At 58.6% G+C, this 26,221-nt stretch carries 24 protein-coding genes and 1 pseudogene; 12 read left to right on the forward strand and 13 right to left on the reverse strand.

All coding sequences use genetic code 11. From position 1 onward, the window contains the following. Nucleotides 1-3 precede the first annotated feature (3 nt). The 12 genes from sctT to ACVIYL_RS22995 form a co-directional block, all read right to left on the reverse strand. The gene (gene sctT / locus ACVIYL_RS22940) at nt 4-792 is read right to left on the reverse strand and encodes a type III secretion system export apparatus subunit SctT (protein WP_456779875.1); all 789 of its coding nucleotides are present in this window, start codon (nt 790-792) and stop codon (nt 4-6) included. 104 nt (nt 793-896) lie between these two features. Continuing rightward, complete coding sequence (gene sctS / locus ACVIYL_RS22945) at nt 897-1,157, reverse strand: type III secretion system export apparatus subunit SctS (RefSeq protein ID WP_456779876.1); 261 nt, start codon at nt 1,155-1,157, stop codon at nt 897-899. Further along, entirely contained in the window at nt 1,154-1,816 is a 663-nt protein-coding gene (gene sctR, locus ACVIYL_RS22950; RefSeq protein WP_456779877.1) for a type III secretion system export apparatus subunit SctR, read from the reverse strand. Before sctR ends, sctS begins: the two co-directional genes overlap by 4 nt. Continuing rightward, nucleotides 1,813-2,799: a FliM/FliN family flagellar motor switch protein gene (locus tag ACVIYL_RS22955; RefSeq protein WP_456779878.1), complete on the reverse strand. Its 987-nt coding sequence runs from the start codon at nt 2,797-2,799 to the stop codon at nt 1,813-1,815. The genes sctR and ACVIYL_RS22955 overlap by 4 nt, the downstream gene beginning before the upstream one ends. Then, the gene (locus tag ACVIYL_RS22960) at nt 2,796-3,341 is read right to left on the reverse strand and encodes a hypothetical protein (RefSeq protein WP_456779879.1); all 546 of its coding nucleotides are present in this window, start codon (nt 3,339-3,341) and stop codon (nt 2,796-2,798) included. The genes ACVIYL_RS22955 and ACVIYL_RS22960 overlap by 4 nt, the downstream gene beginning before the upstream one ends. 1,125 nt (nt 3,342-4,466) lie before the next feature. Continuing rightward, nucleotides 4,467-6,383 carry an F-box protein gene (locus ACVIYL_RS22965; protein WP_456779880.1) on the reverse strand — a complete coding sequence of 639 codons (1,917 nt, stop codon included), beginning with the start codon at nt 6,381-6,383 and terminating at the stop codon, nt 4,467-4,469. A gap of 884 nt (nt 6,384-7,267) precedes the next feature. After that, nucleotides 7,268-9,337, reverse strand: a complete 2,070-nt coding sequence (locus ACVIYL_RS22970; RefSeq protein WP_456779881.1) for a secretin N-terminal domain-containing protein — start codon at nt 9,335-9,337, stop codon at nt 7,268-7,270. Between the two features lie 144 nt (nt 9,338-9,481). Continuing rightward, entirely contained in the window at nt 9,482-10,102 is a 621-nt protein-coding gene (locus tag ACVIYL_RS22975; RefSeq protein ID WP_456779882.1) for a hypothetical protein, read from the reverse strand. A gap of 46 nt (nt 10,103-10,148) precedes the next feature. Beyond that, nucleotides 10,149-11,252 (reverse strand): hypothetical protein, encoded by a 1,104-nt coding sequence (locus ACVIYL_RS22980; RefSeq protein ID WP_456779883.1) that lies wholly within the window; start codon nt 11,250-11,252, stop codon nt 10,149-10,151. A gap of 42 nt (nt 11,253-11,294) precedes the next feature. Further along, nucleotides 11,295-12,293 carry a hypothetical protein gene (locus ACVIYL_RS22985; protein ID WP_456779884.1) on the reverse strand — a complete coding sequence of 333 codons (999 nt, stop codon included), beginning with the start codon at nt 12,291-12,293 and terminating at the stop codon, nt 11,295-11,297. Beyond that, on the reverse strand, nt 12,286-12,843 hold the full coding sequence (locus ACVIYL_RS22990; RefSeq protein WP_456779885.1) for a SycD/LcrH family type III secretion system chaperone: 558 nt from the start codon (nt 12,841-12,843) through the stop codon (nt 12,286-12,288). The genes ACVIYL_RS22985 and ACVIYL_RS22990 overlap by 8 nt, the downstream gene beginning before the upstream one ends. Continuing rightward, complete coding sequence (locus ACVIYL_RS22995) at nt 12,806-13,078, reverse strand: hypothetical protein (RefSeq protein ID WP_456779886.1); 273 nt, start codon at nt 13,076-13,078, stop codon at nt 12,806-12,808. Before ACVIYL_RS22995 ends, ACVIYL_RS22990 begins: the two co-directional genes overlap by 38 nt. Before the next feature lie 784 nt (nt 13,079-13,862). Between ACVIYL_RS22995 and ACVIYL_RS23000 the strand changes: the two genes are divergently transcribed. The 12 genes from ACVIYL_RS23000 to ACVIYL_RS23055 all read left to right on the forward strand — a co-directional run bounded on the left by ACVIYL_RS23000 (nt 13,863) and on the right by ACVIYL_RS23055 (nt 24,794). Beyond that, nucleotides 13,863-14,324: a hypothetical protein gene (locus ACVIYL_RS23000; protein WP_456779887.1), complete on the forward strand. Its 462-nt coding sequence runs from the start codon at nt 13,863-13,865 to the stop codon at nt 14,322-14,324. 50 nt (nt 14,325-14,374) lie between these two features. Continuing rightward, the gene (gene sctI / locus ACVIYL_RS23005; RefSeq protein WP_456779888.1) at nt 14,375-14,752 is read left to right on the forward strand and encodes a type III secretion system inner rod subunit SctI; all 378 of its coding nucleotides are present in this window, start codon (nt 14,375-14,377) and stop codon (nt 14,750-14,752) included. Nucleotides 14,753-14,769: 17 nt separating this feature from the next. Further along, nucleotides 14,770-15,534 (forward strand): type III secretion system inner membrane ring lipoprotein SctJ, encoded by a 765-nt coding sequence (gene sctJ / locus ACVIYL_RS23010; protein WP_456779889.1) that lies wholly within the window; start codon nt 14,770-14,772, stop codon nt 15,532-15,534. Next, nucleotides 15,531-16,256, forward strand: a complete 726-nt coding sequence (locus ACVIYL_RS23015) for a hypothetical protein (protein WP_456779890.1) — start codon at nt 15,531-15,533, stop codon at nt 16,254-16,256. The genes sctJ and ACVIYL_RS23015 overlap by 4 nt, the downstream gene beginning before the upstream one ends. Further along, nucleotides 16,235-16,861 carry a FliH/SctL family protein gene (locus ACVIYL_RS23020; RefSeq protein ID WP_456779891.1) on the forward strand — a complete coding sequence of 209 codons (627 nt, stop codon included), beginning with the start codon at nt 16,235-16,237 and terminating at the stop codon, nt 16,859-16,861. The genes ACVIYL_RS23015 and ACVIYL_RS23020 overlap by 22 nt, the downstream gene beginning before the upstream one ends. Nucleotides 16,862-16,971: 110 nt before the next feature. Continuing rightward, the gene (gene sctN, locus ACVIYL_RS23025; RefSeq protein WP_456781873.1) at nt 16,972-18,237 is read left to right on the forward strand and encodes a type III secretion system ATPase SctN; all 1,266 of its coding nucleotides are present in this window, start codon (nt 16,972-16,974) and stop codon (nt 18,235-18,237) included. Continuing rightward, entirely contained in the window at nt 18,225-18,662 is a 438-nt protein-coding gene (gene sctO / locus ACVIYL_RS23030) for a type III secretion system stalk subunit SctO (RefSeq protein ID WP_456779892.1), read from the forward strand. The genes sctN and sctO overlap by 13 nt, the downstream gene beginning before the upstream one ends. A gap of 1,187 nt (nt 18,663-19,849) precedes the next feature. Continuing rightward, nucleotides 19,850-21,943: a type III secretion system export apparatus subunit SctV gene (sctV, locus tag ACVIYL_RS23035; protein WP_456779893.1), complete on the forward strand. Its 2,094-nt coding sequence runs from the start codon at nt 19,850-19,852 to the stop codon at nt 21,941-21,943. After that, on the forward strand, nt 21,940-23,316 hold the full coding sequence (locus tag ACVIYL_RS23040; protein WP_456779894.1) for an FHA domain-containing protein: 1,377 nt from the start codon (nt 21,940-21,942) through the stop codon (nt 23,314-23,316). Before sctV ends, ACVIYL_RS23040 begins: the two co-directional genes overlap by 4 nt. A 2-nt stretch (nt 23,317-23,318) precedes the next feature. Then, a complete protein-coding gene (locus tag ACVIYL_RS23045; RefSeq protein ID WP_456779895.1) occupies nt 23,319-23,573 on the forward strand; it encodes a hypothetical protein in 255 nt (84 codons plus the stop codon). Between the two features lies 1 nt (nt 23,574). Continuing rightward, on the forward strand, nt 23,575-23,793 hold the full coding sequence (locus ACVIYL_RS23050; RefSeq protein WP_456779896.1) for an EscF/YscF/HrpA family type III secretion system needle major subunit: 219 nt from the start codon (nt 23,575-23,577) through the stop codon (nt 23,791-23,793). 23 nt (nt 23,794-23,816) lie between these two features. Beyond that, the gene (locus tag ACVIYL_RS23055) at nt 23,817-24,794 is read left to right on the forward strand and encodes a LysR substrate-binding domain-containing protein (protein WP_456779897.1); all 978 of its coding nucleotides are present in this window, start codon (nt 23,817-23,819) and stop codon (nt 24,792-24,794) included. A 667-nt stretch (nt 24,795-25,461) separates the two neighbouring features. On the opposite strand, the pseudogene ACVIYL_RS23060 reads toward ACVIYL_RS23055, so the two are convergent. Further along, nucleotides 25,462-26,133 (reverse strand): annotated as a pseudogene (locus ACVIYL_RS23060) (IS701 family transposase); the annotation flags it as partial. Between the last annotated feature and the right edge of the window lie 88 nt (nt 26,134-26,221).

Raw genomic sequence — 26,221 nt, forward strand, 5'->3', positions numbered from 1 at the left:
CAGTCACCTGGCGATGCGATTGAGGATCAGAACAGACGGCGGCATATGCTTGTCGGCATTGGCCAAAATGATCGTGAGCGAGAGAAGCAGCAGCAGAAGGCCGACTGCGCTCTTGACCGACATAGCGAGAAAGAAGACCTCCAGTTGCGGCGCGAACTGGCTGATCAGTGCCAAGCCCAATTCGCTGAGAAACATCGCAACGATGGCTGGACCAGCGAGAAGCAACGTCAGAAGCATCACGAGGTCTGCAAGATCCAACACACTGGTGACGAAGGTCGGACCGAATGCGGGATGAAAGCTCCACAGCGGCCAGATGTCATGGGAGCGATAGAGCGCTTCTAATAGTTTGGAAAAGCCGCCGCTGACGAACAGCCATGTCGCGTAAAGCTGAGCTAGGAAGGTCCCAAGCGGCGAGTCCAGATTGACGCTTGCCGGACCCAAGAGGCTTGTCATCGTGGCCCCCCTCTGGTGGTCAATGAACGAGCCCGCGGTTTCCACACCCCACATAGTCGCGGCAACTGGCATGCCTAGGAGGCACCCGAGCAAGAGTTCCTTGAGCCCCAGGCCCAGGATCGGCACCAGACGTGTGATGTCGAGATCCGCAGGCCTCGTTGCCCAAGCAAATCCCATTACCGGGAGCGCTAATGCCATGATCACGCCGTTGCGCGCCGGCCCCGTCACCATGCCGCGTCCCAGAAAGGGCATGACCAGTACTATCCCTGACACGCGTGCCATCGCAAGCGCAAGGACAACAAGGAACGTGTGCAGGTCGGCTGGGTCAAGTGGTGACATGGAATGGATTACTCTAGCGCTTGGACAGCCAGCCGGCGGCGGTCGCTGTTGTTGCGTGCCGCTCGGCGAAGAGACAAATTTGGCAAGTCCCTGGGGCCTCAGAATTATATCCCGGCGATCTGGTCAAAGATATTCACCGTATACCGGCTAAGTTCACCAAACCAATTCGCGGTGGCGGCCAGTATCAGGCTCACGCATATCAGCTTCACGGCGAAAGAGAGTGTCTGCTCCTGAACTTGGGTCAGGGCTTGCACAACACTGACGATCAGTCCGACGGCCGTAGCGACGAGGACTGTGGGCATCGACAGGACAAGTGTCAGTTTGAGCGCGCCAATGGCAATGTTGGTGAGTGTGGCGGTATTCATGGTGCTGCTCCCGCGTAGGAGAAGATGAGGCCATGAATGAGGCGCTGCCACCCGTTCACGGCAACGAACAAGAACAGCTTGAATGGCAAGGATATGGTCATTGGCGAAACCATCACCATGCCCATTGCCAGAAGGATGTTCGAAACGACGAGATCGATGACGATAAACGGCAGAAACAATAAGAAGCCGATCTTGAACGCGTCTTCCAGTTCGGATGTGATGAAGGCCGGAATCAAAATCATAAGTTCGCTGCCAGTCATGGCGGCGGCGTCCTCCTTGCTCCACAGTCCCCGAGCCGCATTGACGAAGAATTGCCGTTCCAGTTGCGACGTGTTCCTCAGGAGAAAGTTGCGAACTGGCTCAGCAGCCAGCGTTATGGTTGTCCCTAGTTCGCGGATATCTTGGGATGCGATTGGTTTGTCGCGCACGGCTTCATACGCACCTTTGGCCACTGGCTGCATGATGTAGACCGACAGCAGGATGGCGATCGCATTCAGCGCCATGTTCGGCGGAATGTTCTGAACGCCGAGAGCATTGCGAATGAGCCCAAAGACGACGACGAGCTTCACGTAAGAGGTGACGGTAATCGCAACGAAGGGGACGATCGCGATGCAGGCAATTAGGACGATCAGCGTCGCGGGATCGGGCAGCGCCGTCATCGTTCTGCTCGTGCCAATCGCAAGTCGAGCACGCGCACACCTGTTCGCTCGGCGATGCGCACCAGTTCACCGGTTGCGACGACTTGGCCATTGACGCGCAAGCTGATATTGGTCGTGGCATCAAAACCAAGATCCAGCACTTGGCCGATAGCCAATTCGCGAAGCTGCCTGAGCGGCATGGTCAGGCGTCCAGCATCCACATCAACAGGAAGATCAATGCTGTCGAAGGTTTCCGGCGGGAGCGGATCCGGTCTATCCATCATACAGTCCACAGCTGAAAGGATGGCAAGGCGGCCATTGGAGATCGAGGCGCGAAAGCAAGCACCGCCAGAGAGGCATAGAAGAACACTCATGACGCCGTGATGATCGACGGGAGCGGTATCCAGCAGGACGACATCACCTGAAGCGAGTTGATGCAGATCTGTCAAGATAAGGCTGATGCGTGCGACCAGCAGATCGAGATAAAGGGGCAGATCATCTAGCACGGCGCACACGACGGGAAGCGTAGAGCAGCACTCGGCGATCCATTGCAGTCCATCGCCATCGAATTCGACCAGCCCGAGGATGTCGCCTGGACGCTCCAAGCGAAGAATTTCAAATGCGTACGGAAACGCGTCAGTGCTCTCGGCCGAAGACCAGGTCGGCCGATGCCCACACCATTGTTCCACCTGGATCGCGAGATCTCGGAAGACAATGTCGAACAGGATTTCTCGCAGGCCGTCACCTGGCGCCAATGCGGTAATCTCTGGCCAATGTTGCACGGCCACCGCCGGAAGGAGCGTCGAGTCAACTGTGACGCGAATCCTGTGGCCGCGTGGGCGCATCACGGCCCGGCAGTAATCCGCTGGAAAGCGCGGAGGTGTCGAACCCGGCATGACAGCTTCCACGTCGATGCCAGCGATGTTGAAGGGGACTGGTAGATGTTTAGCAAGACGCGAAACGGCGGCAGCCTCACGTCGTCCATAGCAGGGTAGATCGATCACACGCGCTTCTCAACTTTGTAGTAGAGTAGTGTCTCAGATCCGCGAAATCGCTCCTTGCTGCCTTGTTCGTCCAACATTGAGCTGCATGCGAAGACGACCATCACGATGCGCATGTCAAGCCGATCGGACAAATCGCGCGCAAATGCATGGCCATGTACCTGCAGGATAGGCCAAAGCCGATCGGACTCGATGCAAACCCTTAGGGTATCAAGCTGGAAACTGACGATCACACGCGCATTTCCAAACAATTCGCGGTTCAGCATGACGTGTACCTCGGTATTGCCGGCACAATCTCGGCTGACCAAAGTGTGCTCGATAATCCTCCTGCTCAGCTCGACGAGTTCAACCGATCGTGACAGCTCTTCAGGCGCTTGCCGACGCAGTATAGCGTCAGGCATGGCACCGATGATCGAACCGGCAATCAAGGGAGAAGACGTGGTGCTTTCGCTTTCGGCCAGTTCATGCGGATCATTGTCGAAATGCCTGCAATCGGGTGCTCGATCGGATCCCTCGCAGGCGTCTAGATTCGCCTCCTCGATCATTTGCGAGAACCGAGCGATATCCCCGGTACGCACACGCTTCGGCACTGGGGCCGCCACCGCAATTGAACGGTCACGTGGCGTGATGCAGGATCTCGCAGCACTTCTCGCTAGTTGCATCTAACTCTCTCCACTGAGTTTGACCGCTATGGGAATGGGTTATCTGGCTAAGCCGCTGAAGCGCCCGGCAGGACACTCCATTCACCATCACGGCGACTTACCGAACCACAACAGTAGTTTTCACTGGGCCCACGTCTCCAAGACATCGTATTTGTCGGAACCTACATCCTAGGAGAAGAGCAGGCAGCCGCTCAACGGAGTAACGTCCACCTCTCCATCTACTCACGGTCGACCAGAAGCCAATACAATTTCGATATGGGGTCAGCTGACGACGTTATGCCCTTCAGAAACAACATGCGCAGCGTCCGATGGCCGGTTGAATGAGCAGAGACCAGTGCGATTTTCGGAGGCCACTCACACATACGGCTGATCTGCATGACGCGCCGTGACTGGCAGCGGTCTTCGCGGCGTGCTTGTCAGTTGAGACGCAGGCCACGTTATGTTTGGAGTGCTGGCCGACTAGGATGGACTCGATTTTGGAGGCAGGGCTTGACTGGAAGCAGTCGCACCGCTTGACAGATGGGCCGGTTAATGTCCCGACGTCTCGTGTGCATGAAAAGCAATGATGATTGCAAGCGAAGCGGATACCGGATGGCTATGATCAGTTCACGATGGGATTGCAGTGCGACCGCTCGTGCGGAGTATCTCCGATCCCGGATGAGGCGTGGTCCTTCTTTTTGGTGTGTGAGCTTAATCGAAGCGAAGTGTCCGATTCGTACAGAGTCAAAAGGCGCCGGTTCGGTGAATTGCGCAATCAACCCGGGCGCGGTGAATCGTTGCGTGTCGGAGCTGCCCTTTCCAATATGGAGATCGTGGTTCCCGTCCAGGATCATGCCTGCCCCCAGCTCTTGTAAGGACTCGACCGGATTGGCCAAAATTTCATCGAGCGATTTGACGTAGCACTGGCGTGGCTGCACCCAAATCGTGCGTGGGGCCAAATGCGTCTGCTGGACCTGCTTAGCCGTTCCAGAGGCCGCTGAGGCAGACCCACAAATCGTTCCATACCTCCTACGATCCCAGCGCTGCCAAGGCTCGAGCCCGATCCGCAGGCTGAGCAAGACCCTCGGCGAGGGCAGCCAGACGCCGTTGGAGCTCGCGCGGAAGCTCCGCCACGGCCGCTCCGACGCTCTGCAAGGCCAAGACGCGGTTTGTGGGATCGGCGAGTCCCTCGGCGATGGCGACGAGGCGGTCCTGGAGCTCGCGTGAAACCGCTACCACGTGCACTCCGAGGCTTCGCAATGCCGAAACGCGATGCATGGGATCGCCGAGATTCTCGGCGAGGGTGACCAGACGCTCCTGATGATCGTGCGAAAGCCCTACCACTCCCAGTCCGAGGCCCTCCAGAGCCACGACGCGATGCGCGGGATCCCCGAGATTCTCGGCGAGGGCGACGAGGCGCTGCTGGAGCTCGCGCGAAAGCCCCGCCACGTCCACTCCCAGGCTTCGCAAGGCCCAGGCGCGATCCGCGGGGTTGTCAAGCCTCTCGGCCAGTGTGACCAGGCGCTGTTGGAGCTCGCGCGAAAGCTCCGTCACGCACAGTCCGAGGCCCTCCAGAGCGAGGACGCGATCGGCGGGCTCGTCAAGCTCCTCGGCCAGGGTGACGAGGCGCTCCTGAAGCTCGCGCGAAAGCCCTGCCATGCCCATTCCCAAGCTTCGCAAGGCTGCGGCGCGATCCCTGGGGGTGCTAAGCCGCTGAGCGAGACTGACGAGGCGCTCCTGGAGCGTAGGCTCAAGCGTTGCCACGCCCAGTCCGAGGTTCTGTGGAGCCCAGACGGTTTGCCACGGCGGGGCGAGCCCCTCGGCGAGGTCGACGAGGCGCTTCTGAAGTTCGGGCGTAAGCCCTGCCATGCCCGTCGCTAGGTATCCCAAGGCCAAAGCGAGAAGCGGTGAGTTGGTAAGCCCCTCGGCGAGGGCGACGAGGCGCTGCTGAAGCGCGGGCGCAAGCCGTCCAATATGCGCTGCGAGGCCTTCCAGGGCCCGCACGCGATCTGCAGGCTGGTCGAAATTCTCAGCAAGCCAGACGAGGCGCCGCTGGAGTGCGGGCGGAAGCCCTGTCACGCCTGCTCCCAGGTATCGCACAGCGTGCGCGCGATCCTCTGGCTCGTTGAGCTGCTCAGCGAAGGTGACCAGGCGCTGCTGAAGCGCGGGTGCCAGCCCTGCCACGCTTTCTCCGAAGTTACCCATGACCCAAACGCGAGCCGCGGGCTCGTTAAGCCGATTGGCCAAGGTGACCAGGCGCTGCTGCAGCGCGGGCGCAAGCCCTGCCACGCCCGTTCCTAGGCTCCCCAGGACGCGCACGCGATGCTCGGAATCAGCGAGCGTCCCGGCGAAATTGACGAGGCGCTCCTGCTGTCCTCTGGTCAGGCAATCGAAGTTGGGCGCTAGTGATTGGATCACGTCGGGATCTGTCAGCGCGGCAAAGCGATCTGCAACGTCTGGGCGAGGGGCCGTCAGCCTGTGCCAGACGGACTGAACCCGAATAGCTCTCTGGTGTTTTGCGTGAAGCGCCGGATCATAAAACTGCGCGGCATTCCGCAGTGTGCAATTTGTCTGCGACATTTTCAGCAGATCAATCGGGCTGAGCGGCTCGGCGATCTTGCCGAGTAAGTCCGGCGGCAGCAGATGAAGGTTCTGGCGCGGAACGTGATCCCGCAGGATCCATTTTCTACAGAACGACGCACTGGATGAGATCATCATACCGAGCCGGTTAACAAGCTTCCCGAGGTACTTGCGCCAGGGTCGATGAAGGCGATCCTCGGTGCCGTGGCTGATGCGAGAGGTGGTTGCCTCTTGCGGTTCTGAGCGCGTCTGCTCCAGGATCCCGCAGGATGACGAGCCGGCTCTTCCAAGGCCAACAGCCGGCCCGGCAGGAAACTCTTCCGCGCTATCCGCGTCGTCGGTCATAAATCCCAAGATCGGCGCCATGCAACAGTTGCCAATGCCCCGCACCATGTATCTCCTACCGAGCTGGATAGACCACCGTCGTCGCGCAGCGGAGGCGTCAGCTACCGCAAACCGCTGCAAGCGGGGGCGCAAAAATAACGTTAAACGCGGCCTGGATTTCTAGTTTGACTGATTTTCAGCTGGGCCGGTCGCAGTCCGTGGCGGAAAAATGACCTCGAAGGTCCGAGAAAATGGGCACAACCATTGCAAGCCACTTTTGGATCGCAATGCTCTGTCCGAGTCGAGATGCGAAGAGGTTGGTTCGACCATTACTTTTTCAAGGTGCATTGTCCCGTCCCGATTAGAGGAATATCGGTCGCCTCGGGCTTAAGCCGCCAAGTATGGCTTGTCTCGGAGGGAGCCCACTCATGTCGACATGGATTCGAGCAGCAAGACGCGAAGCGGGGCGACCACCGCGGACGGCCCATTTTCCCACCCATGTATGTGACAGATACCGAGCCCTTGTGACGAGAACAAATAGCTGCTCGTTATGAAGCAATATGTGATGCCTATGTCTGGTAAGAAGAGATGCAGACTCCTCGGATCGGAGTCTCATCCTCTGCAGCTGATCGCAAGGGTCATATTACAGGCTCGCAGAGGCCGTCCCCGTGCCAATCGAGAGTGAGGCGCTGAAGCAAATTGCAGCATTCTGCGCGCGAGAGAGACGCGGCCGCGCCGTGGAGCAGCGCCGGCGGCAGCAGAAGAGCTGGCCGATGCTTTCGAGGTATGGCGCGCCAAGCTGGCCCTCGTCAGCCGGAAGTTCGAGCGAGCCCTCTCGCGTTGGCAGAGGCAGGCGCCTTTCACAGATGACGGCCGCATCGAACTCGACGACAATAACGCCGAACGATTGATCCATCGTATCGAGCTCAGCCAGCCGTGGCCTGAGAACGACGTCTACGTTGGGGTGTCAGGTGGCGGCCGAGATCGGGGGCTAGCGATTCGAACTTCTCCCGCAGCTCCTCAGTCAAAGCCCGCGCATCGGCGCCACTCTCAACTACCCGAGGATTCAGTAACACCAAGAGCTCGGTTCGATCCTTGGCGTGCTCCGTGCTGCCGAATAGAGGTCCCAACAACGGAATGTCCTTCAGCACGGGAGCTCCGGAATCCGTCCGGTTATTGCTATCCTGCATCAAACCGCCGATCGCGATCGTGTCACCGTTTCGTGTCGATACGGTGCTCTGCAGGCGGCGTACCGAAATGACCGGAGATTGGACGTCGGTCAGTGTGTTCTTGTTCGCGGTACTGACCTCCTGAAAGGTGTCGAGCGTCACGCTACCTCCGACGCCGATGCGGGGTGTTACAGCCAAAATTACCCCTGTGTCGCGTAGTTCGACATCGTTCACGATTGTTGAACTTTGGCTTAGCGTGGATTGTGAGGATCGCGCGAGGATCGGGACCTGATCGCCCACTTCAATTGTCGCGGTTTGATTGTCAACTGTGAGAATACGTGGCGCCGATACGACCTTGACGTCCCCGACGCCACTTAGCGCGTGTAGCACAACGTTGACATCCCTATTTGGGAACACATAGGACAAACCACCTTGTGGAACGGCACCCAAATCCAGCGAGGAGAGAAGATAGTCGACACCGTATCGCAAATGATCGCTCAACCGCACCTCCGCGACAATGACCTGGATCAGGACCTGCCGCGGCTTGACGTCAAGCCGACGAACTGCGGCTTCGATGATTTTGTCGTCGTGCGGCGTTGCGAAGATCACGAGTGCATTTTGGCCGGGATCCGCCTGGATCCGCACCGGCGCCGACAGGCCAAGACTGACTGCGGAGACTACCACATCGTCCTTTGCTTGCGTTGCTGACGCGGCCGCATCTGATTTTTCGTCCGACAGGCCGGGAACGTTTAGGGGCAAACTCGATCGATCGGATGCGCTTCCGATTGACAACTTTCCAAACTCTCCCGCGGGCTGCGCGCGAGATACGGCACTGGGCGGCTGAGCGCCAAAGACTCGTGCTAGCACCTGCGCCACTTCCGTAGCCCTTCGATACCGAAGTGGACGCACGTGAATGTTTGCCGCTGCCTCCGACGTCTTATCCAGCTTGGCGATAACCCGACGAACTTGCTGAAGTACCTCAGGGTCGTCCGCGACCACAAGAATGCCGTTCAGCCGCTCAAGTGGCGCAAGCCGAACGCGCGCTCTGTCCTGTCCATTCTGGCTGAACAAGAAACTGAGTTCTCGCTCTACCGCGGCCGGACTCGCCTGAGCCAGCGTATACAGCGCAAACGATTTGTGAGCCATGGCATCGGTGTCAAGTAAGTCGATGAGTTCGCGCACGGAACTCACCGAGCCGGGCGGTCCACTGACGGCAATACCTTGTTCTCCCGGCGCGGGTGTCAGACGCACGCTCTCCTCGACGTTTGGTCGGATCACCTTGATGACATCGGCTGGATCGACATAGCGAACAGGAATCACTTGCACATCGCTTCGTGCTCCGCCGGCGAGGTCGACCAAGCGCCCCGCCCGAACTCCGCGGTCAACCACGGCCAGTCCGTAGCCGTACGGTGCCAGCGCTTGGTCGAGCAATCGCGGCACGTCACTCGCCGGGACTTGGCCCGAGGTCCGAAGCGTCATTTTTCCCCCAACGCCCGGATCGATGATGACGGGCATGCTCAGAATGTCGCCCACGATGTCATTCACAACTTGCCGAATATCGGCATTGGCATAGTCGAGGCTCACGCGAGTGCTATCGGAGGTGACCGGCAGCCGCCGCTCCACGGGGGCGGTGGTCGGCCGGGTCGGCGGCTGTGCCAGCAGTTCAAAGCTACGTGCTTGCAGTGTCCCCGCTGAGAAGGTGGGCTCCGGCGCATGCGAGCCGACGCTCGGCGAAGCCAGCAGAACACCGCGTTCAGCAATCGAGTCAGAGCCGGCACATCCGGTAAGCAGTAGACAAAGGAACGTCAGCAAGGTCTTGCTAGACATTGAGGAGGCGGCGTTCCCGCGGAGAATGCGCATCCATTCAACTTTTCATCCGCCGCCGCACTTGCATTCATTGTAACTGTGAGAACAGGTGGGCAGAACTGGGGTGACTGCCCCCGTCCTGTACTACTCATTTGTTGCCGTCTCTTAACGAGAGTTGCCAATGATCACCTCCTTGGTCTTTTGATCTTTCGAAAGAAGGTTAGACATCAGTTCAGCAACCTGATTGAGCTTATCAAGCAGCCCTTGCAGATAAATCAACGCCATCTGCCCTTCGCTGTTGGCGCTGTCAATCGCTGCCTTAAGATTGTTGATGGCAGCATCGAACTGCGACTGCACATTTCTGTGGGCGCCATTTTCCGTCTCGGTGAGCATAAGTTCGAACTTGTGGCTAGCAGGGTTGACGCCCCACGTTACATTTTTCTTGTCGCCCTCTTGCGCCTCGATGGGGATGCCTTTTCCCCGCATCCATTCAAAAATATCCTGAGTCTTGCCCTGCGAATCGACGAAGGTTCCGTAGTCTTTAGCCGTCTTTTCGTCGGTAGGCCGATTGGTACGCAGGACAGCCAACGCCTTATTCATATCTTTTAGCAAATTGTTGCGCGCCTGCATTTCGTCGATCTGAGATCGGATTTGACTCTGGTAAATGTCATGCCGTTCCATCAGAATCAGCGTCATTATCGAGCCCAAAGACAGGCCGCCCGGGAGAACATTTCCTGCGCTGCTGGCCCACGCATAGGGCTGGTATCCAGACATTGCATTGATCATCTTACGTCATTCTGAAACTCAGACGTTTTTCGTCCGAACGATGTACTCAAGCCATATAGACGATCTTGCTTCTCGCCTCGGTATCGGCACGACGAATTTCTGCAAGCTTGCCCAGAAAGTCCTGAATCGTCGCCTGATAGCTTGCCATGAATTCACTCTCGTCCTCCATCTGCGCCCGCGCCTTGGTGCTGTCCGCCTCCAGCTTCGCCTTCTCCTCCTGGTAGTGCGTCGCGCCCATGTTCAGGCCGGCTCCGGGAAGCTTAAAGGCTTCTGTCGCGATTGTGCCCAAGCCATTCCATCTCATCGCCGCCTGCTGGGCTGCTGTCTGTGCCTGGACAACGCGTGTAAACTCAAGGGGGGCCGTCGTGCTATCGGGCGCGTCCGGCCTAGGCGGGTCGCCTAGTGTATTGCCTCTGCTCGATGATGTGCTCCCATCCAGACGCGTCATCTCGATGCTGTCTTCCGAGCACCGCGCCTCGCGCTCCGGCGCTTGGGTAAATTGCGCGTTGCCTTGGGGCTTGTCGCAGAGCTCCGGCTCGCCTTCCGGTTTGTCAAAGCGCGGCGTTTGAGCTGAAGGGCTGTTCGGGGCTGGTGGCTCCACGCCAGACTTCGGGAGCGGCGTCTGGATCTTGGCCTTGTACAGCTCGTCGAAGCGCGCTTGAATCTGGCGCGCGCCCTTGAGGTTCACGCCGGCGCCTAACATCGCGCCACCAGAGGTGGCTATTGCGCCGAACAACTGGCATAGTCCTGAATTGCGAAGCGCCTTGGCAGCGGCTTCCTGCGCAGCGATCTCGACGTTGAGCGCGGCCGACCGGTCCGACCTCGCCGCTTTGCGGAACTCGGCATTGAGCCGAACGATGAGCGCGGCGACTGCTGATATGTCGTTCCCCGTAACAAAGTCCTTCAGCTTGACCTCGACGTTGGAAAGCTTCTCGTCGATCACAACGTCCGCGAGATGCGGTACGCCAATTGATCCCCGACCCCGCGCGCCCTCAACGGGATCCGCAAGAGGGCGTGGGATCTCGCCTTCTGGCAGGTTTCTGCCGCGGACCGCAGCAGAGATCGGCAGCCACGGAAGTTGTTGATGCACGGCAGCATTCAACAGTTCGTACCCGCCGACGCTCGTTTCACGTTCGATCGCAAACGCCATCGCCACATTCCTTAAGTTCGATAAGTAGCCCCACGCAGCCTGTCAGGCGAAGTGCCTTACGAGATTGGCGTTGGAGTCACTCTGCCTCTCAATCGCCTCGGCAACCCTCTGTGTGGTCATCGTCCTGTCGAGAAGCAACTGCTTGATGAAGTCCATTTCATCGATTTGCAGTGCTCTCAATCTCGCAATGCACTTGCTGATGTCCAACGTTTCCGCCTGGGCGTCCGTTGCCTCCTTCTGCTGGATGCCATTGGCGATGCCGGCGCCAGCCCCGCCCAGCGATACCACTGCCTCGCCGACTCGAGCCGCCGTCGAAACTCTCTGGCCTATCTGAACAGCCTTGACAGAGTTAGACGGTATCAAGGCGGTGATACGCAATCCACTTGCAGCTCCACTAGCAAAGCCCGCGCCGACCGTTAGCACCGAGACAGCGAGTATGATGCCAATCGTGATGACCGCGCCCAAGGTGTTGGCCTTGTCGCCCTCGATTCCGTCTTTCTCGAGACTCTTCACAATTGACGCGGTCATCTTATCGATGGTCCCCGTCTCGACGAGAGTCGCTACTCCGACGCTCACTGCCGCCGCCATGACTGCAAGAGTTCCTCCGGTGGCAACGGCAGCCAGGACCGTCAATCCGACCGCTAGCCATCCGAAGAACTTCATGATGCCGGAGCTCTTCTTTGCTTCTGCCAATCTTTTTGCCGCTTCAATGATGCTTTTAGAGGTTTTCTCGTGCAGTTGCCTTTGCTGCTCTCCCCAATGTCGCGCGTCCTCTATTCCGGCTGCAACCTGTCCATCCGTCATCTTGTTCTTCAGAGCCAGAAACGTGGTAAGGAGGTCAATCGTATCGAACGCACGTGGTGGCGGTAAGTTTGGAATCGAACCTGACGCGACAGCCTCTCCGGAAACTGATTGCGGCAACAGGTTGGCGTCAGTCTTGCGGCCGTTGCCCGAAGGCTCGGTGGCAGGGGCACTGAAGGGCAGCGTCCCGACTTCGGGGAGTGTTTTGCTCGTCAACGCCCACATGGTCACTCTATCCATGGTTGGAGCCTAGTTGGGATTTGAGGCGGTTAAGCATCATCAGCCCACGGCCGGCCAAAGCCTTGTGTTCGGGCCTTCTGACACTCAGCGCCAAGGCATTCTCGAGTGCGGTGATGGCCGCGGTGGGATGATTTAGTTTGACGAAGCATTCGGCAGCTCGAAGCGGGATTTGCGGGTCCTCGCTATTCAGGAGCCCGGCCAGCCGATAGGCGTGCGTGGCATTCTCTGGATCCCCAAGCATCTGACTACTGGCAGCCAGACCAAACCAGAATCGTGCATCGATGTGCCGGTGCAGGCACAAGAAGCGAAAGAAATCTCGCGCCTCCTCATACTTGCCGCAAGAATAGTAGCGGTGGCCAAATATATATAAGGCCTCAAGCTCATCATCCGTGATCCCAATGGCGCTAGCCAGGTCCGCGCGCCCCGCCACGAAGTCGATGGCGAGCTGTGCCAACCGATCGGTGTCTGTCGCATCACCATTCAATAGCTCACCATCCGCCATTCTCATCATATCACGCTCTTCGTGGAGATGGCTTGGTGTCTGGGACATGCGACATCGCTTCAGGCGCTGGCAGGATGTGATTGAGGGCCGCCAGCTCGCCCGCATAGGCTCTTTGAAACACTTCGTCCTGATCGGCGACAAATGCAGAAATTGAAGCGGCACTCATAGTGCCGTCGCCCAAAGGGCCGGCACAACGGCCAAGTTGTTCGCGAGCCCGCGTCAAGAGACTATCCATCTGTGCGATGGTCTGTCGCGCAGCCTCCACTGTGTCATCGAGGTTCATTGCCCCTCCCAGACGGCCTCCTTGCCAACGCACCGTAGCACCAGCGGGATGCGAAACCGCTTGCGCCGCCAGCTCCGCTCAAGGCGCAACGACCTGCTCTCGGGCCGGCCGCTCAAGGCCACCGACAGGCATCGTCTGCCGATGACGAGGTGTGCCAGAATCCGATTCCTCCTCACGGCGAGAACGTCCCGGCAGCTGGCTTATGGCGTTCCTCCGTGTCCCGGTTGGATCAACAGCTCCGCACGTCACTACTAGAGGCGGCGCACGGCGCAAAATACTTGATCGCTATGAAGGCATAGGCGCCCGTGATGGATCGGTGCGTCTCAGCGCGAGCGCTGAGACGGCGGCGCTAACCCGGAAATGCGTGTCGTTGCGTTAAACGAGTCGTTCGGCAAGAGCTCGTCGCCAAGCCGCACGCATTTTTGCCTTAAGCAGGTAACGATAAGGATCGTATTGGCGCGGATTGGGTTCTGCAGTCGCCTTGGACGAAACGCCCGCGAGCAGCTCACACTTTGTTCCGGACCGTGCGGTCGACGGAGGGCGCCCACTATCCATAGGCTACCGTTATGACACCATGCCTGTATTGTATTGGCGCCGCTCGAGCGGCCGAATTAGATCATTCTGAGAATTGATCGCTTGCAGCGCACAACGCCACTCGGCAGACGATCTTGCCATGTGGTGGCGAGATGAGTGCCTAGTCACGGGACGTGTTGCGAGCGTACGCCCTTTCGGGCGGGGGGCGGGCGCGATGTCTTCCCGGCGGAGGTCGATGGCGGGATATGACATGGATGATCGGCAAACGACATATGACTCGGTTAGGGACAATTCGGTATGTATGTCTTTGTTGTCGATTTGTCCGACACCCGAGAGCCGCTCCGGACTGCTGCGACGTCTCACCGAGGCAGCATTCTTGGCTTGTGTCACGAACGACGTGGTGAGGGCGAGGCGGATTGCGAAGGGGCTTGACGTGATTGCGCCGGGCGGCCGGGAGTGTGTCATTGCTTATGCGGTCGCAGATCTGACGGCAGGCGATATTCCAGCAGCGCTGGAACGCCTCGATCCTCTTGCCAAGGCCAATGATGCATATGGGATGGCATTTCAGGCCCTGGCTCTTGGACTTAATGGACGCCTAAGCGAACGCGATGCTGTGCTCAGGCGTCTGCCAAGCGGCGAGCCTGGCCTCGATGGGTTCCTCACAGCTTTGGGCCAGACCGTGCCGGCACATACTGCAGGAAAGGACATCTAATGAGCAGCGTAGGTAGTATCCTCCCGCGGCCAGCCTCTTTGGCGATGGAGATGCCAAACACATCGAAAGTATCGGCTGAATCCGTCGAGGCGTTTCGAGCCGCGCTGGAGCCGCCGGTGCCAGCGCAGCGAGCTGACGAACCGTTGATCGTGGCTGGGGGCGGGTTGCCGGAGGAGGCAGGGAGACCGCTCGTTCCTCGCCTGTCCGATGATATCCTCAGTGGCGTGGAAAAGCTGAGCGCAGGCTTTGCACAATCCATGCAAGGCGTTCGCAGGGCTGGCGAGGGCATGAACGTGGGGAACATCCGCTCAGCTGAGTGGCTCGATGCGCAGATCGAGCTATCAGCTATGAGCCTGCAGTACGACCTTGTGACCAAGGTGGTTGGGAAGGCGACCCACACGCTCGACACTCTCCTGAATAGCCAATAAGCTACGATGACGTGGGCGTGGCGCTTGTATTGAAACGGGCAGTGGCACTTCTGGTGCTGTCCACCCTGGTGGGCTGCGGATCGAGGATCGAGCTCTATCGCAACCTCTCAGCGCGCGAGGCGAACGAAATGCTTGCGTTGCTTATGCGACAAGGTATCCGCGCGGAACGCACGACAGACACCGGCGGCACAACCTCGCTAGTGGTGCCAACAGAAGACGTGCCGCAGGCTATGAATGTGTTAGACAGCGCCGGCTGGCCTCGCGATCATTTCGCCGATATGGGCACTCTCTTCAAGAAGGATCGGATGATCTCATCGGACACAGAGGAGCGTGTGCGCTACATTTATGGGGTCACACAGGAGCTTTCGCAGACTTTGTCCAGTATCGACGGCGTGCTTAATGCCCGGGTCCACGCGGTCTTGCCTGAAACCGCGAGTGACGATCGTAATCCACCCGCCTCGTCAACTGCTGCTGTGCTCGTCCGTTACAAGCCCGGTGCTCCGATCGATCAGATCGTGCCTAAGATCAAGGAACTGGTCGCAAATAGCTTAAGGGGCCTATCCTACGATCGGGTCTCAGTTGTTCTTGTAGAGGCAAATCAGGACAATATGACGCTTGGTCGAACGGAATTCACCGCCGGTGCGTCGGAACGTAGTGCCCCGTCGCACCTCTTGATCGGTCTCGTCGGCGCAATAGCGGCGTCGCTGATCGGCAATGCAGTGCTCGTCGTTCTCCTATGGCGGTGGCGCTTTGGCCGTAGCGACGGTACTGCAGCGTCATGAGCTTCGCCGAAGCGAACAATCCGGCTATGTTGCCAATGAGCTCAGCAAAAACCCCGGATGAATGGCTTGATACGCCGTGGGCGGGAGCGATGATGCGCTGCATCGCCGATCCTGCGGCTGATCTCGATGACGCACTGGCGACTAGCTGGCCCGAGTGGATACCTATAGACTTCGCTCAGTCCGACCCATTCATCCGCATCAAGCTTGGACGCTGGCTGCTTCGCGGTCAAAGCAGTGAAGCGTCCGCGATTATTTTGGCTGGCAACGCACCACGAATTCGGCTCGCATTTCTGCCTGCACCAGACGCTACACGCCTGATCTGCCTGGCCGGAGCCTGGATCGGCGCGTCCAGCCTCATCGGTCTCGTTCGGACGGCCGATGTTGTGGCGGCACGCGCCGTTCTCGGAGAAGAGGCCTTCGCATTCGCATCGCATGCTGCACTGCTACCGAGACCGACCGTCGAGCTGATGTCCGCGATCAGCGCTTCCGAGATGCCGACTGCGCCTCGTGCATTTCTCGACCGCGGTGCGGCGATGTTCGGCCTTGCGATAGGCGCAATCCCGCATGGACTGGGCGCCCGACTACGATTGCGTCGCCCCGCAGCGATCTGGATGGTGGTGGCGGACGCCTGCCGTGACGACACTGTCGGCGAGGACGCCTTTCGGGCGATGCGACGCCTGATCCGCAAAGAGATGCCGACATGGTCGCACTGGTTCAACTGACGGCGGGCGGGGTCAGCATCCTCGGCCCAGGGCGAGTTTTGCCGGCCGCCAGCGCACAGACGATCGTGGACGCTGAGCAATTGCTCACTCGAGCGCGACGCGATGCGGACGCGCTCGTGGATGGGGCGCGCGAAACTGCAGGAATGATCGAGACGGCCGCCAAGGAAGCCGCGCTGACGGCCGCGCAGGCGATCATCGAACAACGTTTAACCGCTATCGCCGTTGCGTCGCTGCGGATCATGGAGGAGAATCAAGAGCGGATTGTCGACATGGGTCTGCAGATCGCACGTCGGGTAATCGATACCGTCGCGCCGGATGACGCTGCAGTGCAGATCGCTTTGCACAGTCTGAGATTCACGGGCCATAGCTCCCTCGTCCGCTTACGCCTGGCACCGGCGCATGTTGAAACGGTTCGCAGACGATTGAACGAACTGCTCTCGACGGCGACGTCGCGCGCCGTCGTCGAAATAGTTTCTGATCCGCGGGTCAAAGATGCCGGATGCATCCTTGAGACCGATGCTGGACTGGTCGACGCCACGATCGAAAGCCAATTGGCGGCGATCGAATCCGGCCTGCGCAGCAGCCTAAAGGCCTCTGCAACGTGATTACCGAGCGACCCGAGTTGCCAACGGCAGTCGCTGCCATTCATTCTTCGCACGACGACATCGATCGCTTGTTTCAGCTCGCTCGCCAAGTGGTGGCGCAGACGTCGACAATGCGTCTCTGCGGCCGAGTCCTTCAAATCGTCGGGACAATCATCCGTGCAACGGCGCCGGGCGCCCGCATAGGCGACCTGTGCATGCTCCGCAATCCCGAGAACAAGTGCGAATTGTCGGCGGAAGTTATCGGATTTCAGCACGACATCGCCATTCTAACGCCGCTTGGCGAAATACAGGGGCTTTCTAACCTCACGGAGGTGATCCCGATGGGAGAGCCTCTGACAGTGCCAGCGGGCTGGAACTTGCTTGGCCGGGTGCTTGACGGTCTCGGTCGCCCTCTCGACACATCCATTCGAGGGCCTCTGCTTCCAGACGCCCGAGTTCCAGTCCAAAGCGAGGCACCCGGTCCCTTGACTAGGCGCTTCATTGATCGCGCTCTTCCAGTCGGCATACGCGCGATCGACGGTCTTTTGACGTGCGGCGAGGGACAGCGAATGGGAATCTTTGCCGCGGCGGGCGGCGGCAAGAGCACACTGCTGTCGATGTTGGTGCGCAGCGCGGCGGTTGACGTAACGGTGATAGCGCTGATTGGAGAGCGTGGCCGAGAGGTGAAGGAGTTCATCGAACGTGATCTCGGCTCAGAGGCGCGACGAAGATCAGTTCTTGTCGTTGCCACCTCGGATCGTTCCGCGATGGAACGGGTGAAGGCGGCCTATGTGGCGACGGCAATCGCAGAATGGTATCGAGATCGGGGACAGCGTGTGTTGTTTCTCATGGATTCGGTAACGCGCTTTGCGCGCGCACAGAGGCAGATTGGTCTGGCGGCCGGCGAACCGGCCACTCTGCGTGGGTTCCCGCCCTCGGTCTTTGCAGCCTTGCCGCAGCTCGTGGAACGTGCCGGCAACAACGATCGTGGATCGATAACCGCGTTTTACACCGTGCTTGTCGAAGGCGATGACGTCACCGAACCTCTGGCCGATGAAACCCGTTCCATCCTGGATGGCCATATTGTGCTCTCACGCACCTTGGCGATGTCGAACCACTATCCCGCTATCGATATTCTGGCAAGCGTCAGCCGTGCTATGAGTGCTATCGTGTCGTCGCGGCATGAGAAGTTAGCGGGTGAGTTGCGGTCGCTGATAGCTAAATACCAGGAGGTGGAACTATTGATACGGGTCGGCGAGTACAAGAAAGGAGCCGATCCGCACGCCGAGACGGCTATCGCCAAGATTGAGAGCATACGGACGTTCCTGCGACAGCCAAGATGTGAACAAATTGGCTTCGACGCAATGCTTCAGGAGCTTGCCACGTGCCTGGCGTAACTCCCAAGGCCGTGCATCAATTGCTTGAGTTGAGGGAGTTGCGGCGTCGCCGGGCCGACGAGACTCTACGAGTGCGGCAGTCAGCCATCGACAAATCCGGTGCGGCTATTGAAGCGGCACGGGCAGTCCTTCGCACATGGCGGCAAGACCGACCTCGACTGGAGCGCGAGATATACGATTTGCTGATTGGCAAAACCGTCGCTCTCAACGATCTGGAGGAGGCGAAAGCGAAGATGGCCTCACTGCGCGATCACGAACGGCTGCTCGAACGGCGCCTTGAGGAGGCGCTGTCGGAAGCCGAACAAGCGCGTCAGGCGCGTCAGGAAGCTTGCAACGCTGCACGTAAGGTATATCGGGAGCTCGAGAAATGCGACAATTTGGTGCGTGCCTTGACCGCCGGCCCGCTGAAGGAGACGGATCTCTAAATCATGGATCTCATGAGCGGACCATCTAACAATGCGGGTGCAGCCGTTATGGGGAGGGGCAGAAGTTCCATGTAGCAGCGCCTCTGTGAGAAGTTAGCAGGGATCAGCGAACAGACGCCATGGGAGAGCCGTCCGCTGAGCTTGCAAAAAGGCTCGCCGAACTGGATCGCAAACGGTCGGTCGCGCCCATGAAGGTGATAAAGTTGCGCAGTTTGGATGGGTGGCACTGCCCGCGTCACAACAACTTCATACTTGGCCACGCCACCCGCGGGCCCTGCGCAGGCCGCTTCGTCGCATTTGCGCGCATTCTCAATCATCCACCACGCGCACAGTGGTAAATTGTCTTTGCGTGGTCATGGTTGATCGACGTCGGCATAGTAACGTGACCCAGGTCGGTGACCAACGAACTGCACCTAAATTCCGCTCATTAAACGCCGGCCACGCTCGCATTCCCGCTGAAGATAGGTCTCCTGGTTCGAGAACTGAGTCGGCACGATAGTTGCTCCCTAGGGACGAGGTCGAACTGATCTTGAACGAGGTTCCAAACCGCCGCTGCGGTTTATCGAACCGTGACGGGATCAATCAAGACTAGGAGATGGCGGCATGTTTCGGCAAAACGATGATATCAGTTGGAGAATCCGTACTTGCTCGGGGGCAGCGACGGGATCGACGGTGGCTGTCCCACGGCAGCGTCCGCGCACCTCCAATCGTTCCGAGGGTACGAACACTATTGATCGCTTCTCACCACGACAAAGTCTCGAAGACGACCGTCGGGAGATTGAAAGCGCCGATTCGGAGCGATGCTTGGAACCGCCACGAAGCCTAAGCAACCCACCTGCATACGTTGCGTCACCATACTTCGTAAGCTCGGAAAATTTCTCAAGAACAATGCGGCGGCGGGAATCGTTGCTTAAACGCGTGCTGAGGTTGGCAGCTGCGACCGACAAATCGATCTCAACACCACCGGGCGCGTCGCCCCCGTCGAACGCTGGACATTGCGGGAAGGCCGCTGCCCATGCAAGGCAGGTTTCCACCATTGTCATGAGACGGCGAAGGCCAATTTCGAAGATCACGGGTATTAGTCAAGGCCTTTTGCAAGGATCAGCGCCGAGGCGAGAACCTGTCTGCGGTTCGTCGCATCGATCATGCCGGACACGCACCTACAGGATGCAGCGCGGGTGGCTAGTGTGACGTTTCTCGACAAAGTCCGAACGGTCGCGACCGGTCGTAATGATATTGTTCTGGTGGCGCTGCTGATCACGATCATCTTCATGATGATCGTTCCACTGCCGCCGGTCCTCATGGATGTACTACAGGCAGTCAACCTGGGACTCTCGGCACTCCTTCTGATGGTGGCGGTCTATATTAGATCCCCCCTTGCATTCGTCTCCTTTCCATCGGTGCTTCTGGTGACGACGCTCTTTCGGTTGTCGCTTGGCATCGCCGCGACACGCACAATCTTGCTTCATGCAGACGCCGGCCAGATCATCAAGACCTTCGGGGACTTCGTAGTGGCCGGCAATCTCGTGGTCGGCGCGGTCACCTTTTTGATCATGACAATTGTCCAGTTCGTCGTCATCACCAAAGGATCTGAGCGTGTGGCCGAGGTTGCCGCACGATTTTCTCTGGATTCGATGCCAGGCAAGCAGATGAGCGTCGACGGCGACTTGCGTGCCGGCAGTATTGATATCCGAGAGGCAAGTCGGCGCCGCGTTGCGATTGAGCGCGAGAGCCAGCTCTACGGTGCCCTGGACGGCGCCATGAAGTTTCTCAAGGGCGACGCTATCGCGGGCTTGATCAGCGTTGCCGTGAACATCATCGGCGGGATCGCGATTGGTTCGCTTCAAAAGGGAATGGAATTGTACGAGGCGCTCGAGGTTTATGCGATCCTGACTATCGGAGACGGGCTGGTCGGTCAGATACCGGCGCTCTTCAACGCGATTACTGCGGGGTTTATCGTCACGAGGGTTAGTGACGAAAATAGCGGTGCAGATCTCGGCAATGAGATCGGCGACGAGATCAGCGCACAACCGCGTGCGCTTATTGTCGGATCATTCATTCTCCTCCTCTTTTCGTTCATCCCTGGCTTTCCAATGGGGATCTTCATGATCCTGGCACTGGTGGTCGGAGGCGGTGGCTGGCAACTGCAGCGTAATCGGCGGCTGGCCGCACCGCCAATGCGTCGCTACTCGATGACAGGGGGGGCGCGCTTAACGGCATCGGATGAGCCGGCCGACGGTGACGGAGCGGCCGACAATGGCATCACGTTCACCGTGCCCCTGATGATCGACGTCGGTCGCGACGTTCAGGCGGTCATCCCTCCCGATCTGCTCAAGAAAGCATTGGATGCAGAACGGCAAACCCTCCTCCTTGAACTCGGTGTCCCTCTTCCAGCGATCAATGTGCGGGTCAATGACAGCTGCAAGGATGGAGCCTATGTCATCATGGTAAATGAGATACCGTGCGGTGAAGGACGGCTGCGGTCGCAACATCTTTTGGCGCGCGATACTCCCGAGAACCTCGATCTCGTGGGCATTCCATATGTTCTGGATCAATCTTTCCTTCCTCGGATCGAGACGGTCTGGGTGAATGTCATACATCGCGAATCGTTGCGCGCTGCCGACATCCCGTTCCTGGAATCGATTCAGATTCTTAGCTACCACACGGCTCAAATCCTGCGCAGGCATGCTGCTGAGTTTGTCGGAATCCAGGAGACGAAAGCTCTTTTGAACCACATTGAGGTGCGACTCCCAGAACTCGTAAAGGAGGTACTGCGCTCGGCACCTCTGCAGAAGATTTCAGAGGTTTTTCAGCGACTGATCTCGGAAGAGGTTTCGTTGCGTAACATGCGCACCATCCTCGCCGCACTGGTCGAACGGGCACAGAACGAAAAAGACATTGTCTTGCTGACCGAGCATGTGCGCTGTGCGCTGAAGAGGCAACTGTGCGCCCCGTATTGTATCGGCATGAACCTGTTGCCAGCCTACCTTCTCACGCCAGACGTGGAAGATACAGTGCGCAATGCCATTCGGCAGACTTCCGCCGGCAGCTATCTCGCCCTCGACGCTCGAATCACAGGTCAGATCATTGACGCGATACGAGAGGCTATCGGCGACCTCAACCAGCAGCCGCACAAGCCGGTGCTGCTGATTTCGATGGATATACGTCGATACGTGCGCAAGATCATCGAAACCGACCTCTACGAACTTCCAGTGCTGTCCTATCAGGAGCTTCCCCCCGATATCTCCATACAGCCATTGGGACGGATATCGCTGCAATGAGAAATGCGAACATTGAACAAGATGTTCTCACGGTCGATCAGACCCGGCTGTCCTTGCATGTGCTATCTGGCCCTAACAAGGGGGCCGAGACATCGCTCGGCGATGGAGCGTGGCTAGTCGGTAGTCATGACGCTGACGACCTTACCTTCGCAGATCCGGAACTGGTTGACTCACATCTTCGCATTGTCATCGAGGCCGGGCAAATCCAGATCACCGCACTCGCACCGGGTGTGCTCATCGGCGGTGGTGATTGTCTCACAGAGTGCCCGACGATCCTCGATCCACTCACTCCGGTTCAGGTTGGGCGGACGATTTTCAGTATTGGCCCGACCGGTGGCAGCTTTCCCGAGATCGACGCCGTGGTCGAGTGCAGAAGGCCGCATGCAGAGCATGCCCCCTCAGCTCCCGGAGAACAGGCGACCCGGGGTCGAGAAGCTAGTCTTGGGGTGAACTCGATACCTCGGCCATTTCGGCTTGGCGCGGCCGCTTGCGGCCTTCTGATCATCGTCTACGGAACTTGCGCCGGGATAGCAAGTGTTGTTTCCTCGTTCACCTCGGCCCCCGTTCCGGGTACCGATCCGATCAAAATTGCCAGGAACGTCCTTCGCGATTTGAACGTCGGAAGCGGGCTCAGCATCGCGCTCTCCGATGATAAGCTGATCGTCGACGGCGACTTGGGACCTGGAGAGGCGACAAAGATTAAAGCAGCCCTACGTGACGCCGGGCTAACAGCAGAGATAACACCCAAATCGGCGACTGCCACCGTTCTGTCTGATGCAAAGGTCATCGACCTGTCCGCGACTGTCATGCGGGCATTCGGCATCGAGGGGAGCATTCGCGTGGGGAGCCCCGGAGGGATATCAGTAGCGGGATATGGCCCGAGCGATGCAATCGTCAAAGCGGCCCTTCGCCACCTGCAGCAGGATATTCCCGGGGTCCGCACAATTGATGATACGGTCGCAACGCCGGACCGCGCGCGAACCTTTCTAGAGACAGCGACGACGACCGAACTCCGTCGCATGATTCGTATCGTGGTGAAGCCAGACGTCGTCCTCGTTTCGGGGGCGCTTACCCCAACCGCCTATAGCGAATGGCAGACCGTTGCTTCCCGCTTTGAGGAGAAGTTCGCGCCCCACATCCGGCTCGAGGCACACTGTTCGCCCGGGGTATTGCCGCTAGCGAGAGGTGTACACCTCGGCCGGTCTCCATTTATCGTCGTTCAGAACGGAACGCGCCTAAAAGTCGGCGACAATATCGATCATTTCGGCAAGATCGTTGTCATCGAACGCGACGGAATGCTTGTGCATATCGGTGAGGCCGACGTGCACGTTCCCTATCCTAGCAAGCCGGAATGGATAGCAGAGGAGGGGTAACTGTGAGCGAGCATCTGGTCGTGCTTGAGCTGCAGAAGCGGCTGGTAAACGACATCGATGGCGCAGAGTTATCTGCCCTGGAGAGAGAGTTCGAGAGTTGGCGACAATCGTTGAAACGTGACATGGATCACGGCGTCACGAGGCGTCATTTCGACGCATTGTGCACATTAATCGACGCAATAGGTGCCGCAACAGAAGTTGTCAGTGCAACATGGATGCGCCACCACAGCGCACTATCCTCAGGCTTGGAGAGGTGAGGTGGATATCAGGACTATAAGTGGCTCGCTTGGCAGATCTGTTGAGGCATCGCAGCGCAGCTTGAGAAGTCACATGGCGACGATGAATCCGGACGACACCATGGATCAGCTCAAGCTTCAGATTTCAATGAACACACACACTACACTCTTGAGCTTGAGTTCGACCGTTATCAAAGCGGTTCACGAAGCGCTCAATGGTATTATCCGGAACATCGCCTGAACTACGGACGAGTCTGGGGTGCTATGTCTTCCAGCTTTATGCAACTGCGTCATCTCCGATATTTCACGGGCATCGTGGATGCTGGTAGTTTTTGCCAAGCAGCGGCGACAATCCACGTGGCGCAGCCGGCCCTGAGTCAGCAGATGGCTGCCTTGGAAGCCGAGCTTGGCGTCGTGCTGCTGCACCGTAGCGTACGTGGCGTTCGCCCGACTCGCGAGGGCAAGGTCTTTTATCGTGAGGCCACGTCCATCCTTCAGCAGGTTGACCAACTGCGCAGCATCATCCGCTCTACGGCAGGAGAGCCGGAAGGTGCTGTAAGGCTCGGCATGTCCTCAGCGCTCGCCGCTTCGTTCGCCTGCGCCTTGATGGAAGCCAGCCGGACAGTGCTCCCAAAAGTACGCCTCCATCTTGTTACGGGTGACTCTCTTCAGATGAAACCGCTCATCGCATCACGAGCGCTTGATATCTGCGCTGTGCTTGAGGATGAACCCACCTCAGGTGTTACTCGCCAGCCACTCTTTCAACAGCGACTCCACCTGGTACGTCCTCCCGATACAGGAGAAGTCGCTCCCGCCATTTCGCTTGAGGAATTGGCCGAACTCCCTCTTGTACTGCCGACGCGCCCAAACACAATTCGCGACGCATTAGATCGGACGTTTGAAGTGGCCGGCGTGATGCCGAACTGCATCGCTGAAGTCGACACGTTCGCCAGTGCGCTCTCCTTTGTCAGGGCCGGTCTCGCGAATGCGATCCTGCCCAAGGGCGATATTCTCGATGTTCCAGGGCACGAAGACTTGAGGCCGCTCTTGATAGATCCACCGATCCATATGACAGCCTGCCTCATCTCCTCTGGCGACCTCGCCTCAGCCGCCGAAGCCGTGAGCGCCTTGTTGATTGCGCAGGTGAGAAAAGTGCTTCAAATACGACCTCATGCCGGATGCGAGCTGATTGCGATATCTGATCTCGCTTCAAAACCCGAGGCCCTTACGGCGGCCGAGTGACAATTCAGTGGCAGGCGGTTCACCTACTAGAGGTGATAGGAAGTGCGTATCACAAATAGTCAATTGGGAACGGTGATTCAGGCGGCGCAACGCACCGGGATCGCATCACAGAGCTTGATGGTTACGCCGCACAGGGCCAAGTCGAAGCCGACCCCATCGACCAAGTGTCTGGCCACTCCAGAGGTCACTTCTGGTCTTCGCGGGTCAAATCAACGCTCGAAATGCAGTGGGGGACAGCAAGCACGCGGAAGCGGCAACTCGCCCGGCTTGGCCTCTCGCGTGATGAAGTGCGCTTTTGGAGTGGCGGGGGCGGCCTATCTCTATGACAAAACAGCCAATGATTTTTTTCTCTCCACTACGTCTTTGCATGACGGAAAGACGGGGACGACTTCTACAGAGAAGTATGCAAGAACGCTTCCGATGAATTCTATGGCGGCAAAGCCAGATACCGTGAGGACGCCGCCCTTCTAAGCGACGGTAGAGGATCTGAAACGCACGGCCAAGCGTTTCTTTGACCGCTCTAGTCTTACTGCGTCACAAACGATGATCTGTGTAGTGGTCGAACTTGATCGCACAACAAGGACATCTCGACAGCATTCGGACGAGCCCATGTTCGAGCCGCCGTCGCATCGTCGCGATCGAATTTGGAATGTGACGTTGGGTCCGCAGCGGCAGATCCGCGGGGTCTGTAATCTGCGGGAACGCGATCGAGCGGGATTGGCCAGGCGCGCCGAGCGCCCGAGGGGGAATCGTCTCCCGCTCGGAGATCAGGAATCCGTAGGCCGCAATGCACATCGTTGCGTGATGATGAAAGCCGCGCCAGCCGCGTCCCTCGAAGTGGCCGAGCCCGACCTCCTGTTTGAGGTCCTGATAGTCGCGTTCGATGCGCCAGCGCAGTTTAGCCGTCTCAACGAGCGTCCGGAATGCCACATCCTCCGGCAATGTCGAGAGCCAGTATTTGGTAGGCTGGTCCTCGCCTTTCGGCCATTCGATGATTCGATCAGCAACCATTCCTGCGCTCGCCGGGTGGTTTGCCAATAATCACGATGCGCGGCACGAACCCGCACGCGGGCAAAGCGCGAGGTCAGCTTTTCGTTCGTTCCTTGCCGCCACGTTATGGTGCGCCAAGCTTGGGCCGGCACGCCGATCGCGAGCGCTTTGACGGCGGCTGGCTGATGCTGACGGTTGCGGCGCATTAGTTTTGGTGGACGGCCGCGCCCCGACCATGGCTTCGGCGGCAAGGACCGGTGCCGGGCGCCCATACCGTCATGCTCGACAGAAGACCCGCCACATAGGTCAATCCCAGCGCCGTGATCTCGGTGCGCAGGTCGTTGTTGTGTAAGCGCTATTTTTGACGCACCTGTGCAATTGAGTGTCCAGATGGGATCAGGTGTCCACCATGAACAAGTAAGCGGCAAGGAGACCTT

Source organism: Bradyrhizobium sp. USDA 3315, from assembly GCF_054056795.1.